Here is a 14,188-nt window from a genome sequence, read left to right as displayed (position 1 = left end):
GTGCATGAGTTGACCAACCACTCGTTGCGCCAAACAGTCCCCGCTTTGCTCGTCGGGACCTTTTTTCTCGGCCTTTTATTGATCCTGTTCACCCCTTATGACTTGAGGGAGACGAGTTTGTTCGTCTATTTTACGGCGGTCACGCTCATCGCGACTGCCTTCAGCATCACCGCCGTCCTTCGGAATCGCGGCATGCGTCGCTACATCCATTTACTGATTAGCGCCGGAAATGTTTGTTTCATCGCCTATTTAGTCGGTCATCACTTCGTCATGTCAACTGGAATTGAGCTTATGCCGTTCATCCAAAACTTCTTTTATTTAATCATGTCGTTGATCGTGATCACCCAGTCGATTGAGATTCGGACATTGAAACTGCGAACGTTTGATATCTTCGCCTTGCTCAGTTTTCTGTTGATCGGCGCCATGCATCTGTTCATTTATTCGAGCGAGAACGGGAGCTATGCCGCCAACTTGAATGGGTTTGAAGAACAGATGGTGTTGATCAGTCTGTACATGATGCTCGGCTTTCTCTACTTGAATCGAATCACTTCGGCAGGTCAGAGCTTCCGCGTATTGTTATTGGTCGGCGTTCTTGGCTTCACGACCACTTCGATTTTGAACCAATTGCTCATCTTCAACGGCATCGGCCACGAGTTAATTCATTTGCTTCAAGTGACCAGTATTTTCATCATTTCCATCAGTTACGTGTTTGATGAATCGACCGAGGACGCGCTCGTCCATGACTCCGTGTTCGATTACGTCGTCTATAGCACAATCGTCATGCTGTTCATGCTCGCCTCCGATCGGTTGCTCGGTACATCCGTGCTCGATTCGATGACCGCGAATGCCGTCTTGTTGCTACTCATTCGTCAGTTCGTCGTCGCCAAGCAAAATGCCTTGATCAGCCACCGCTTACATACCGTCAACACTGACCTTGAAGTCGCAGTGACGACGAAAGCACATGAGCTTGAAATTCGGGAGCAACAGTATCGGTCCCTGTTCGCCTATCATGCCGAACCGATTTTCTTGTTCGACCTTCACGGTGAAGTGTTGTCCGTGAACGAGGCCGGCAGCTCGGTGCTCGGTCATGACACAGAGACACTCATCGGTTCCAACATATTAGATATCATCGAACAAAAAGACCGGTCCGCCTATGCGACCGTATTGCATGATTTGAAGAACGGTCGCCCGCGTACGCTCGACGTCGATGTCGTCACCGAGGACGGGGCGAAGCGAGTTTGGCAGCTGATGAACATCCCGATGATTATCGACGGGGAAGTCGAAGGCATTTATGCCATCGTCAAAGACATCACCCAAATGATCGTGCAACAAGAACAAATCTACTATCAAGCAAATCATGACAGTTTGACGGGACTACACAACCGTTACGCGTTGCAAGAACAAATCGAACGGCTCATCGCCGAAGGACGACGATTCTCGCTCATGTTCTCCGACCTGGACGGCTTCAAAGAGATCAACGACCAGTTCGGCCATCATATGGGCGATGAATTGCTGCAACACATCGGCAAACGACTAAGAGGTGCCTTGTTGCCGAACGAGTACGCGGGACGGCTCGGCGGTGACGAGTTCATCGTCGTCGCCGAACATGATGATGATGAGATGTTAGTCGAACGGTTGCGACGCTTCGTCTATCGCCCGCCTTACTTTATGGGCGGAACGCTCGTCGAGATCCATGCGTCGATTGGCATCGTCCGCTATCCCGACCACGGATCGACGCTCAAGCACTTGCTCTCAAACGCAGACCTCGCGATGTACAAGGCAAAGGACAAGGGACGTAATGAGACCGTCCTGTTCGCGCCAGAGCTGCGTGCGGATAAAGAAGAACGCAAGCTGTTGATGGAAGGGCTCGACACCGCCCTTGAAAAAGGCGAGATCTCGCTTTACCTTCAGCCTCAAGTCGACGCCTCGACGAAAGCCATCATCGGGGCCGAGGCGCTCATGCGCTGGCAACGCGATGGGGTCTTCATCCCGCCGAGCCAATTCATCCCGATCGCCGAGGAGACGGGCCACATCCACGATCTCGGTCGCTGGATGATCCATGAGACGTTCCAATTGATGTACGCCTTCGAGCAAGGAGACATCAATTTGCCGAAATTGTCGGTCAACCTCTCCGTCCGTCAATTGTTCGATGAACATTTAATCGAGTATTTGACGACTTTGTTTGAGCGCTTTCCAATCGAACCGAGCCGACTCAACTTCGAATTGACCGAGACCGTCGCCGCCCACCATTCCGACCGGGTGTTGACACGGATCCTCGAACTCAAGGCGCTCGGCATCAAACTGTCAATCGATGACTTCGGGACCGGCTACAGCTCACTCGCCTATCTCGTCCGCTATCCGATTGACGAGTTAAAGATTCCGCGCGAGTTCACGATGCAACTCGAAGAGAACCGGGAGTATCAAACCGTCACCGCGACGATCGTCGCCATGGCCCGACAACTTGGGATGGCACTCGTCGCCGAAGGGGTCGAGACAGAATATCAAGAGAACTTCTTACGAAAGATCGGCTGTGATTCGATGCAAGGGTATCGCTATGCGAAGCCGATGCCGCTCGATGAGTTTGTCATCTACTACATGAAGCAGACGATGTGACAAAAAATGCCCCGAATCGGTTTACCGGTTCGGGGCATTTGCTTATTTCATCTCATAAATTTTGACTTCGCCCGGCTTCAAATCGACCCACAGGTCCCAATTCTCATCGAACGAGTGCTCGGCATACGGCCATGACGTCGGTGAGTAGACCATCTCGGCGAAACGGCTTGCGTTCCAGTTACGGCGGCGCACCCCGTCGAGCGGGACTTTCCCCTGCAGCGGATGATGCATGCTCGTGTTGGCAACGACAAGGAGCGTCTCGTTCGTATCCGGACGCAGCCAAGCGAGGCCGATGAACGGCGCATCCATGTGCGTCATCGCGAGCGGTTCGAAATGACTCGGGTTGACGAGGACGTCCAACCAACGACGACGCACTTCGGCAACTTGATGCATGAGTTCGATCATCTCGTCTCGTTCCGGGTGATCCCAATGGAACTGATACGCGTCGAAGAAGGCGAGCTTACCAAAGTACGGATCGGTCGGGAAGAGTTGGTACGCTTCTTCCGGTCGGCAGTCGAGCCCGGTGTTCATCGGTTGCGTCTCATACAGTTCGAGCCCCGAGTTCGTCATCGGGACCCCGTTCGGCACGAAGCCGTTCAACACAGTGAGCAAGCGACTCGCTTGCCGTCCCCCGTCCCGTGTCGCCACGCGGCGCGTGTCCGCTGTCTCTCCGGCCGCGAACACCGGCAACGGTAAGAAACGTGAGTCATAAATGAACTGGTGTGTCTCATGCGTATCGAATCGAGGTTCTTTATAGAACCCGTAGCCGATAATCATGTTATAGCCCGCTTCTTTCGCTGCCCACGCTCCGATTTCGATCAATTCTTCAGCGATGAAACTGAAGTTGGCGTCGAGTGCGCGTGGCTGTTGAAGGATTCGTTGTGCCAAATCGACCGGCAAGGCGTGACCCATATCGATGCGGGCCCCATCGATTCCAAATTCGCGCTGGTAGTGCGGGATGATATCGGCGAGCATCGCCCATAGCGGCTCATTGATTTGATCGCCCCGGAATTGATTCGACTTGATCGAATCGAACAGAATGTACGGAGCCAAGTTCGCCTCGCTGACGTAAGGCGCTGCCGCTGTCGGATGATCGAGAAACAGACGGAAGTATGTGACGTCCGACCATGGCGGTTGCGGGTCATTGATACAATCCGAAAAAGCTGGAGCGGTCGTCAAACCGAACTCACGCTCGATGACCGCGAGCAAGTTCTCTTCCGGGTGCTCGAGCAAGTACGTCTTCACCGTCTCCCACTTGTCCGCGTCAACGAGGTTCGGCGCCATCGAGAAGCGACGCAAATGCGCCCATACGTCTTCCGACCCGTAAATCATTGGCAAGAAAGCGTGCTCTGGTTTTACGTTTTCTCCGATACCGGGCACGTGCGGCGGGTGATAGTAGTCGAGTTCCGTCACCGGGATCCAATAAAACCATTCCGGGTTTTCTAGAATGAGACGGTTGTCACGGGCGCATGTGCGCGGGATGACATCGATGACGACACGAATCCCGACCATATGGCACGCCTCGACGAACGCGGCGAACTCTTCTTCGACCGTCAACCCGTCTCCCGTCAACGTCTCTTTCAGTTCTTCATCGATTCCAAAGAAGTCTTGCACGGCATAAGGAGAACCAAATTCGCCTTTTTTATTTTTGTGGCTATGTTGCGAGATCGGCAATAGGAACAACGTGTCAATTCCCATATAAAGCAAGTGCGGGATTAGCGCGAGCGTTTTGACGAACGTTCCCGTGTCCTTCATCCCGACCGAGTTCTCCATCTCGACATAACCTGAACCATCATGATCCCATGACGTCGAGGTCCGGACTTGCATCGAATAGACGGAGGCACGCTTGATCCAATCGCCGCCCGTTTGAAGATATCCATCCGCTTGGGCGACCGACTGATGATAATCCCGTCCGTCGACCGCATGCGGGAGAATCGCTTTTTCAATCGTCTCGATTAAAAAATCGTAAGGATTGACCCGTTCGACGCCATCTCGGACAGGCTCTGAAGGGAATTGCAGGCGGTTCCACAAGGCCGGAATGTCGTATTCCATGTTCGTTCGTTTTTCTTTCAAGACCTGGTGTAACTTGTGTAACGATGAGTTCTCTGGCATGTGTATTCTCCTTATGAATGAAATCGTTCCTCATTTCATTGTAAACGATAACAAGAAACGCTTTACTATATATTTATACCTTTACCCGAAATTTTCCTTTTCCAAAAAAATATTTTGCGACGAAATCGGTAAATATTGTACGATTGTATGGAAGGAGGGATGACCGTGTCCCAACAGAAATGGCTGACCTTACTCATCTTGTTGTCACTTTTATCCGCGCTGATCCTTGCGGGTTTTGGGTTTCAACTTCGAGACACGAGACATCAGCTCGAGTCGATTCATAGTCAACGCCTCGATTCCTATGATGCCATCGAAGAGATCATGTATTTTAACATTGAACGAGCCAACGCCATTCGCGGGTTGCTCGCCTACGAAGACCGACGTTTTTTAGAATCGTATTACAGTATGTCCCAGCAAGCTGAAGAGTTGAAGACGTCGATCACGAACGACCCGCGCACACCGAGCTCGCTGATTGATTTGCTTTACCGTGACGGAATATGGGAGCAAGGCGCCGCCGAAGTGCTTGTCTTATATGAGCGCGGCGATCTCGAGGCCGCGACCGAGCTAGCCGAGACGATGACCGATCAGCGCCAAACGATCCTCGAAGATTTGCGCGCATTGAAGAAACTACAGTATGAAGACATCCGCAAACAACTCGTCGCGACCGAGAATCAAATCGATGTGTTGATTCAAGCCCTCACGTCGATTGCCATCTTGCTCATCGCCGCACTGCTCGTTTTGCTGTTTCTCCTCTTCAAAACACGAAAAAAAGACCGTCTCCAATGAGACGATCCCTCGACCTCAATTTCCATTGTGAGGTCTTTTTATTTGGAATGAATGAGACGTGCGGCGTTCCCGATGGCGAGCAAGGCAACCCCGACGTCAGCAAACACGGCTTCCCACATCGAGGCTAGTCCGAAGAGACCGAGCAAGAGGAAGAGCGCCTTCATACCGAACGCGAACGTGATGTTTTGCCAAACAATCCGCCGTGTCCGCTTACTTAATTCAATCGCTGCCACGACGTCTCGCGGAGCGTCGTTCATCAGCACGAGGTCGGCTGCCGTGACCGCTGCATCACTCCCGACGCCGCCCATCACGAGTCCGACATCGGCTCGTGCGAGCGCCGCCGCATCGTTCAATCCGTCACCGACAAAAGCGACCTTGCCAGTTGCCGCCAACCGTTCGACTTCTGCGACTTTTTGATGCGGAAGCAATTCGCTTCTCACTTCATCGATTCCAATTGCCGAACCGACGGCGGCTGCGACTTCTTGCCGATCCCCGGTCAACATGACCGTCTGATAACCATAGCGCTTCAAAGCTTGAATCGTTTCTTGCGCATCTGGCTTCACTTTGTCTCTCAACTCGATTCGGCCGAGCCAATGGTCATTTTTGACGATATGGACGATCGTCCCCGATGTCTCCGCCGGGGTTGGATAACCCAACTTTTGAACATAGCGGGCGCTGCCGACGTAAATGCGGTTTTCACCGTCGATCGCCATCAACCCGTATCCCGGTTCTTCTTGAATCATCGAGAACGGTGCGACCGGACCCGCATGCTCGACGATTGCTTTTGCGAGCGGATGCGTGGAGGCCATCTCAACACGGGCGGCAAGCTGAAGCAACTCGTCTGTCGTCAGCTCCCCGTTTGTCACGACATCGGTCACTTCAAAGCGGCCGGTCGTGAGCGTACCGGTCTTATCGAATACGACCGTATCGACTTCGGCGAGCACATCTAAATATTCGCCGCCTTTCACTAGGATGCCCCGCCGTGAACCTGCTCCAATCCCACCAAAATAGCCGAGTGGAATCGAAATCACCAAGGCGCATGGACAACTGATGACGAGGAAAATCAAGGCCCGGTATACCCATTCCTCGAGATTTCCGACAAACAGTGGTGGAACAAATGCGACGACCGCCGCGAGCACGACGACGACCGGCGTGTATACTTTCGCCAACCGTGTGATCATCTGTTACGTTCTCGCCTTGTTCATGCTCGCTTGTTCGACGAGGGCAATCATTTTTTGCAGGCTCGATTCAGTCGCCGGGCGTTCGACTCGTACTTCGAGCCGCCCGTCAAGGTTGACCATTCCCGCAAGGACGTCTTCCTCGGGACCGATCGGGCGTGGTAACGACTCACCTGTCAGCGACGCCGTATCCAATGAGCTCGAGCCTCGCAGCACACGACCGTCCATCGGGATCTGTTCGCCTGCTCGAACGATGATGATGCTACCGACCGCGACCTCTTCAGGACGTCTTTCTACTTCACGTCCATCTTCGAACACGCGCGCAATCGTCGGTTTCATGTTCAACAGCGATTGAATCGACCGTCGCGAGGCGTGGACGGCCCGTGCTTGGAAGTATTCACCGAGCTGGTAGAACAGCATGACGGCGACCGCTTCCGGATACTCCGCAATCGCAATCGCACCGATCGTCGCAATCGTCATTAAAAATTTTTCATCAAACCATTCCCGATGCCATACGTTACGAATTGCGGCATAGACGACGTCATAGCCTGCGACCACATAGGCAATCGCGTACACAAAGAGCGAATCGGTGTACAGACCGACGAGCAGCAGGGCGAACGCGACGCCAAACCGCCACAATAAGCGACCCGACATCGGCACTTCCGCCTCGTCTTTGACAAAATGTGCACCCGGTTCAATTCGCCCCATCGTCGCTTCGATGGCGCGGAGCGTCTTCGTGCGATCCTTCGAATCATCCCATTCGATAATCATTCGACTTGTCGCAAAATCGATTTGACAAGCGGCGACACCGTCCTCTCCCGTCACGCTTTTCTCGATTTTGGCGGCACAGTTCGTACATGTGATCCCTTCGACAGGTAATACATCCCGTTTCATCTTATCTCGCCCCTTTACATTCAAACGTTCATTTGAATATATCGTAACGCTGTTCCATCACAATTACAACCGAAAAAAAGCCGACTGGAATCCCAGCTGGCTCTTTGTCACGTATCAATTTGTTCGGCACTGTGGGCCATCGCAATCTCGACGAGTAGTCGGACGTGATCATCGTCGAGTGAGTAGTAGACGACTTTTCCATCTTTTCGATATTTGACAAGCCCTTGCTCGAGCAACGTCCGTAGATGATGCGACGCCGTCGCGTTTGAATGTCCGATCACAGCCGCCACATCACAGACGCACAGTTCCCGTTCTAACGTCAGGACGTACAACACTTTGAGCCGGGTCGGATCGGCGAACGCCTTGAACAACCGACTGACTCGAACCGCATCTAGGTCTGTCAGTGCCCGTTGTAATACCGTCACATCTTCACTTTGAATGGCGATTGTTTCACACTGGGGTGCTTTCATCCGTCTCACCTCGTTTTCTGTACTCTCATTCTAACAAAATCCGATTTATAAATCTGTTATATATTATTGTTGACTTACACACTACTGTTATAATACAATCAAAACAACATAACAGCTACGTTACTTAAATAAAGGGGGCAGTTACAATGAATGAATGGGCAAGCCGACTTGAATCTTCCGTCGAATTTTATCGGAAGTTACCGGACAAGACGTGTCAAGAATGTGGAAAACAGATGGATGAGCAGTGCGAGTCTTACGAGAACACGTGCCCATCTTGTGCTGAAAAACTGCAACTTAGCGAATAAAACAAATCCCTCGGAACAAGTTTCCGAGGGATTTTTCATGGCAGATGATAACCGAGATAGGCTGCCAGCAGACCAAGTACATAGGTCGCAAGCAAATACATCCCGAAACGAAGCCAGTCTTTGGCGACGAACCGCATCACTTCGAGCTTGAACGTCGAGAACGTCGTGAACGAACCGAGAAAGCCGACACCGAGACCGAGCATAAGCGTTTGGTGAACACTCGCCACGTATAAATACCCAAGTCCAAACGAACCAGTCACATTGACGATGAGCGTCGCCCATGGGAACGCCGATGTCGTCCGGGTTTTGACGAACTGACCGACCCCGAATCGCGCCATCGCCCCGAAGAACGCGCCGATCATGATGACGAGAAGCGTCATCGTACTCCCCCCTCTCGCATGACAGCCCGATCGAACCGTCGCCGCCCAAACCAAAATCCGAGCCATGAACTGAACAGCCCAAGTCCGAGACTGAGCGTCACATAAAGCAGAGCTGAACCGAATGCGTCAGCCTCTAGCAATTCAATCGTCTCCACACTGAATGTCGAGAACGTCGTAAACGAGCCGATGAACCCTGTCCCGACCGCGGTGACGACACTCGGGGAGAGGCGTCCGGACCGAAACAGAAAGTGTGTCAGCCAACCGAGCGCGAAACTTCCTGATAAATTGATGAGCAGCGTCCCGAGCGGAAACATACCAATCCAAAACGTCTCGATGCCTGTCCCGATTCCATAACGTGCCAAGGCACCGAGCGCTCCCGCCAAGCCGACGTATACATAGAGCATGGCCCCGTCTCCCTTCAAAAAAACACCTGCCGCGAGCACGTCGCGAGACAGGTGTTTGAGTCTGTATTCATTATAACAAGCGATGCGCAATCACGAAATAGCGGCTGGTGCGAACACGGCCGAAATCGCCTCGAACGCCTCATCGAGCTCTTCTTTCGTGATGACGAGTGGTGGCGCCAAACGAATCACCGTCTCATGCGTCTCTTTGCAGAGCAGACCGCGCTCTTTGAGCGCTTCACAATAAGGACGTGCCGCTTCTGTCAATTCGATTCCGATGAACAGACCGCGCCCACGTACATCTTTGATGAGTGGATTGTCGATCGATTTCAATCGGTCCATGAAGTACGTCCCGAGTTCAAGTGAACGTTGTGGCAGTTGTTCTTCCTCTAACACTTCAAGCGACGCGATCGACACGGCTGCCGCGAGCGGGTTCCCGCCGAACGTCGACCCGTGCGACCCTGGATTGAATACGCTCAAGACGCTCTCATTGGCTGCGACACATGATACCGGGAATACGCCGCCCCCGAGCGCTTTTCCGAGAATATACATATCCGGCTCCACATCTTCCCATTCGATGGCGAACCATTTGCCTGAGCGACCGAGCCCCGATTGAATCTCATCGGCCACAAACAACACGTTATGCTGCTGGCAGAGCTCACTGGCACGTTTCAAGTAACCAACCGGTGGGATGATAATCCCGGCTTCGCCTTGAATCGGTTCGACGATGAACGCCGCCGTATTTTCAGTGATGGCCGCCTCGAACGCATCGATGTCACCGTACGGCACGACTTTAAACCCTGGCAATAGCGGCCCGAATCCGCGTTGATATTCCGCTTCTGTCGACATCGACACCGCCGCCATCGTTCGGCCGTGGAAGTTGCCCGAGCAGACGATGATTTCCGCTTGGCCTGGGATTTGTTTCACTTCATACGCCCAGCGACGTGATGCTTTGACAGCCGTTTCGACTGCTTCCGCACCCGTGTTCATCGGCAACACCATCTCTTTGTTTGTAAGCGCTGCCACTTTTTTGTAGAAACGACCGAGTTGATCATTGTAAAACGCACGTGACGTCAGCGTGATTTTATCCGCCTGATCTTTTAGCGCTTGGATGATTTTCGGATGACAATGACCTTGGTTGACGGCCGAATAGGCACTCAACATATCCATGTAGCGGTTCCCCTCTGGATCCGTCACCCAGATCCCTTTCGCTTCCGAGATGACGATTGGAAGTGGATGATAGTTGTGCGCCCCGAACTTCTCTGTCAATTCAATCACTTCTTGTGTCTTTGACATTTGATTTCCCCCTTATCAAAAAACTATCTTACTCCTTCAGTATATGATGACCGTCTTTCTTTTGACAACGACCAACTTGCCCATTCCTCGGGTTGGGAAAATAAGGTACACTGAACGTAGAGTACGATTCATTTGATGTAGATTGGAGGAAATGCTGTGGCTTCATTGCGCGATTTGCCGATTGACGAGTTCATCGATGCTTTATCTGTCCCATGCTGTTACATCAACCTCGACGGCAACGTCCTTCTTTGGAACGAGCATGCGGAAACGCTCTTCGGATGGGAACGGGACGAGGTCCTTCACCACCCGCTCCCGGTCGTCCAGCACTTAGAGCATACGCTCGAGACGTGGTCGCCACTGCTCCTTCAATATCCGTTCTCGACGACGGCGATGACGCCGTTCAAACATAAAAACGGTTCGGTCGTCTATGCGACCGCCTATTTACAATCCTTCTCCATCAACGATTTCACCGGCTATTTTTTAGCCTTTTTACCTAAAGGGTTTAGTCCGCTCATCAGCACGGAACAGTTCAACTTACTCCATCATTTTCAGGCGATGATTGAGCAGTCGACCTATTATCTGGCTGCGAACGCGTATGGGGAAATCACCGAGATCAACCCGTTGTTATGCGGATTGATCGGGGCCCCTGATCACCAATTTATCGGTCGTAATTGGTTCGAGCTCATCCATCCGTCATTCGAGAATGACCCAATCGCCGAGGACGTGCTTCAAGCGCTTACGACCGACCGTATTTGGAACGGCGAGATGCCCATCCGCTCGGAACGTCATACGGCGAACACGTGCTGGCTCAATTTGACGGTCGTCCCAATCTTGAGCGAAGAAGGCGAAGTCGTGCAATACACCGCCTTCGGGTTTGACGTCTCGGACAAAAAACGGCTCGAGCAAGAGGTCAACTACCTCGCCTATCATAACGATTTGACCGGTCTATTGAATAAAAAAGGGTGGCTTCGCCAATATGCCCACGTCCTAAAAACTGTCGATCAAGTGGACGGTTTGGTCCATGTCGCCTTGTTCGACATCGATCGCTTTAAAATCATCAACGAATCGTTTGGCTCTCGTGTTGGCAACGAACTACTCATCCAAATCAAAGACCGGGCCACTCAGTTCATGCCCGAGACGAGCGTCATGTTCCATCCGTCGGGCGGCTTGTTTGGACTTCTGTTCTTTGAAGAGTCGAAAGAGGAAGTGTTCCAGTTGCTGCGTCAATTGCAACATGAACTGCAACGACCGTTCCGGATTTATCATCACTCGATCATGGTGTCGATTTCCATCGGTTGTGTCTTCTATCCATCGGCCACATCTTCATTAGAAGAACTATATACGCGTGCCGAGAGCGCCTTGTTCAAAGGGAAACGGATTGGCGTCGGCACGATTCAGTTCGTCACGAAAGACATGGACGACGCGTTCTCACGTCAAATCCATATCGAAAAAGCGCTCTATCAAGCGCTCGAGGAAAAACACTTTTATTTGGAATATCAACCAAAGTTCGAGTTGAAGACCGACCGGCTCATCGGGTTCGAGGCGCTTCTCCGTTGGCATCACGATGAACTCGGTCAAATCCCGCCGTCGGAGTTCATCCCGCTCGCCGAGGAGATGGCGCTGATCGTCCCGATTAATAACTGGGTCATCCTTGAGGCCGCCAAACAGTTGAAAGCATGGCAACGACTCGTCGATTATCCGTTGTCGATGGCTGTCAACATTTCACCGAACCAATTCCGGAGCGACAGCTTCATCAATACGCTCCGAAATATCAAGCAACAGCTCAATTTAAATCCGTCCGACATCATTCTCGAGATCACGGAAAGTCTCGTCATGCAACAGACGGATGAAATCATCGCCCGGATGAATCAAATCAAGCGGCTCGACTATCGCCTGTCGATTGACGACTTTGGAACTGGATTCTCTTCACTCCAATACTTGAAGTCGTTCCCGGTCGACGAGCTGAAAATCGATAAAGTCTTTTTAGACGATTGGCTCGCCTCGAAGTCGCACTTGCTCGATGTCATCGTCCATCTCGGCAAGAGCCTACATCTGCACGTCGTCGCCGAAGGCGTCGAGGACCAAGAGATGCTCGATCATTTGAAGCAAACTGCCTGCGATTCGTTCCAAGGCTTCTTGTACGCCAAGCCGATGCCTCCAATCGAAGTCGTTCGCCTGTTAACGGGCGGAAAGCAATAAAAAAAGTCATCGGACGTCTTCACGACGTTCGATGACTTTTTTTATTGGCTGATCGTGGCCGTCCATAGTCCATAGACGCCGTACGTGGCCGCCAACAGGATGACGACCGCAATCATATATTGCAGACGGCTCAGGAACGGACGGCCCTGTTCGCGCTCGGCCAACATGAAAACGAACACGCCCGGCGCGTACAAAATCATGGCGATGAGCATATACTCGACGCCTGACGCATAGAGGAGCCAGGCCGCATATACCGTCGCAATCCCCGACATGACGAGCATCGGGCGTGTTCCGGTCCGCCGTGCCTCTTTCCAACCGAACAAGGCCGAGAACAAGTATGGGACGAGCGCCGCGATGCCGGCGATACTCGAGAGCACCAAGTACGTCTGTTCCGAAAAGAGAGCGATGATCGTGACGAGTTGTGTGAAGACTTGCGTGATGAACAAGGCGCTCACCGGCGTCTCATTTCGATTGAGTCGATTGAACAGTTTCGGGAACACGCCGTCACGACTCGCGACGTACGAAATCTCCGTCGCGAGAATCGTCCACCCGAGCAGGGCACCCGAGAGCGAGACGAGGAGTCCGATGTTGATGATGGTCGCACCGACTGGTCCGACGACGGCCTCGAGCACGTACGCCATCGACGGTTCCGAAAGTGCCGCGAGTTGTTCCTGGGTCATCACCCCAAACGATAAAATCGAGATCATCATATAAATGACAAGCGTTCCGACGAGTCCGATCACCGTCGCCCGACCGACGTCCCGTTTATGACGAGCCCGTGATGACAAGACGACTGCTCCTTCAATCCCGACGAACGCCCATAACGTTACGAGCATCGTCGATTTCACTTGCGGGAACACCTGTGACCAGCTGAAGCCCGACTGACCCCAAAAGTCGATTTGGAACGTGTCGATCCGGAAAGCGAACAAGATAAGGATGATAAATAAAAAGATTGGGACGAGCTTCGCGATCGTCGTGACGATATTGAGGAGGGCCGCTTCTCTCATCCCTCGCGAGATGATCCAGAACAGCCCCCAAATCACGATCGCGCTCATAATCAATCGAAACGCCCGATGCTCTGCCGAAAAGATCGGGAAGAAATAACTGAGTGTGCTAAAGATTAACGTGATGTTCGCCACCGTCCCGATCCACGCGGACATCCAATAACCCCACCCGCTGTTGAAACCGACGAACTTGCCGAACCCTTCCTTTGCATAGGCATAAATCCCGCCTTCAAGCTCAGGACGCGTATTCGCTAAAAATTGAAACACGAACGCGAGCATGACCATGCCGATGCCCGTGATCGTCCAACCGATCAATACCGAACCGACCCCGGCACCTTGCGCCATCGCGCCAGGCAAGTTAAATGCGCCTCCGCCGATCATCGTTCCGACGACCATGGCAGCAAGCCCGAAAAAGCCGATTCCGGCTGATTGTCCCTTCATTCCAAACCCTCCAAAAAAAGTTGACGTCTGACGAATAACTATACATGGATAATGTATAATCATTCGATGATTTCCTTATTCTACTGAATCCAATGACGTTTAGGTAGCT

General features: G+C 52.4%; 12 protein-coding genes. 4 read left to right on the top strand and 8 right to left on the bottom strand.

Annotation, left to right across the window (positions count from 1 at the left end; translation table 11 throughout):
- Positions 1-9 precede the first annotated feature (9 nt).
- Positions 10-2,613, top strand: coding sequence for a putative bifunctional diguanylate cyclase/phosphodiesterase (locus KNP78_RS08945; protein ID WP_034781222.1), 2,604 nt, complete (start codon positions 10-12; stop codon positions 2,611-2,613).
- A 42-nt stretch (positions 2,614-2,655) separates the two neighbouring features.
- Here KNP78_RS08945 and KNP78_RS08940 read toward each other — a convergent pair whose 3' ends face one another.
- Entirely contained in the window at positions 2,656-4,725 is a 2,070-nt protein-coding gene (locus tag KNP78_RS08940) for an alpha-amylase family protein (protein WP_251128516.1), read from the bottom strand.
- Positions 4,726-4,884: 159 nt separating this feature from the next.
- Between KNP78_RS08940 and KNP78_RS08935 the strand changes: the two genes are divergently transcribed.
- On the top strand, positions 4,885-5,511 hold the full coding sequence (locus KNP78_RS08935; protein ID WP_034781226.1) for a hypothetical protein: 627 nt from the start codon (positions 4,885-4,887) through the stop codon (positions 5,509-5,511).
- Between the two features lie 38 nt (positions 5,512-5,549).
- On the opposite strand, the gene KNP78_RS15850 is transcribed toward KNP78_RS08935, so the two are convergent.
- The 3 genes from KNP78_RS15850 to KNP78_RS08925 form a co-directional block, all read right to left on the bottom strand.
- Positions 5,550-6,692, bottom strand: coding sequence for a heavy metal translocating P-type ATPase (locus KNP78_RS15850; protein ID WP_483299154.1), 1,143 nt, complete (start codon positions 6,690-6,692; stop codon positions 5,550-5,552).
- A 3-nt stretch (positions 6,693-6,695) separates the two neighbouring features.
- On the bottom strand, positions 6,696-7,583 hold the full coding sequence (locus KNP78_RS15845; RefSeq protein WP_483299153.1) for a heavy-metal-associated domain-containing protein: 888 nt from the start codon (positions 7,581-7,583) through the stop codon (positions 6,696-6,698).
- Positions 7,584-7,690: 107 nt separating this feature from the next.
- Positions 7,691-8,053 (bottom strand): ArsR/SmtB family transcription factor, encoded by a 363-nt coding sequence (locus KNP78_RS08925; RefSeq protein WP_214823768.1) that lies wholly within the window; start codon positions 8,051-8,053, stop codon positions 7,691-7,693.
- Positions 8,054-8,199: 146 nt separating this feature from the next.
- On the opposite strand from KNP78_RS08925, the gene yhfH reads away from it, so the two are divergent.
- A complete protein-coding gene (yhfH, locus tag KNP78_RS08920) occupies positions 8,200-8,358 on the top strand; it encodes a protein YhfH (RefSeq protein ID WP_021065246.1) in 159 nt (52 codons plus the stop codon).
- Between the two features lie 35 nt (positions 8,359-8,393).
- Here yhfH and KNP78_RS08915 read toward each other — a convergent pair whose 3' ends face one another.
- The 3 genes from KNP78_RS08915 to KNP78_RS08905 form a co-directional block, all read right to left on the bottom strand.
- Entirely contained in the window at positions 8,394-8,738 is a 345-nt protein-coding gene (locus tag KNP78_RS08915; RefSeq protein ID WP_214823766.1) for a fluoride efflux transporter FluC, read from the bottom strand.
- The gene (gene crcB / locus KNP78_RS08910; RefSeq protein WP_214712241.1) at positions 8,735-9,142 is read right to left on the bottom strand and encodes a fluoride efflux transporter CrcB; all 408 of its coding nucleotides are present in this window, start codon (positions 9,140-9,142) and stop codon (positions 8,735-8,737) included. Before crcB ends, KNP78_RS08915 begins: the two co-directional genes overlap by 4 nt.
- A 90-nt stretch (positions 9,143-9,232) precedes the next feature.
- The gene (locus tag KNP78_RS08905) at positions 9,233-10,435 is read right to left on the bottom strand and encodes an ornithine--oxo-acid transaminase (protein ID WP_214823764.1); all 1,203 of its coding nucleotides are present in this window, start codon (positions 10,433-10,435) and stop codon (positions 9,233-9,235) included.
- A 156-nt stretch (positions 10,436-10,591) separates the two neighbouring features.
- On the opposite strand from KNP78_RS08905, the gene KNP78_RS08900 reads away from it, so the two are divergent.
- Positions 10,592-12,634, top strand: coding sequence for an EAL domain-containing protein (locus KNP78_RS08900; protein WP_214823762.1), 2,043 nt, complete (start codon positions 10,592-10,594; stop codon positions 12,632-12,634).
- A gap of 41 nt (positions 12,635-12,675) precedes the next feature.
- Here the strand turns inward: KNP78_RS08900 and KNP78_RS08895 are convergent, their stop codons facing one another.
- Entirely contained in the window at positions 12,676-14,079 is a 1,404-nt protein-coding gene (locus tag KNP78_RS08895; protein ID WP_214823760.1) for a basic amino acid/polyamine antiporter, read from the bottom strand.
- Positions 14,080-14,188: the final 109 nt, after the last annotated feature.

Origin of the sequence: Exiguobacterium sp. s28, assembly GCF_018618135.1 — a bacterium.
Classification (GTDB): Bacteria; Bacillota; Bacilli; order Exiguobacteriales; family Exiguobacteriaceae; genus Exiguobacterium; species Exiguobacterium mexicanum_A.
Note: the sequence above shows the minus strand (reverse complement) of the source record. Positions and strands in the feature narration are given on the sequence as shown.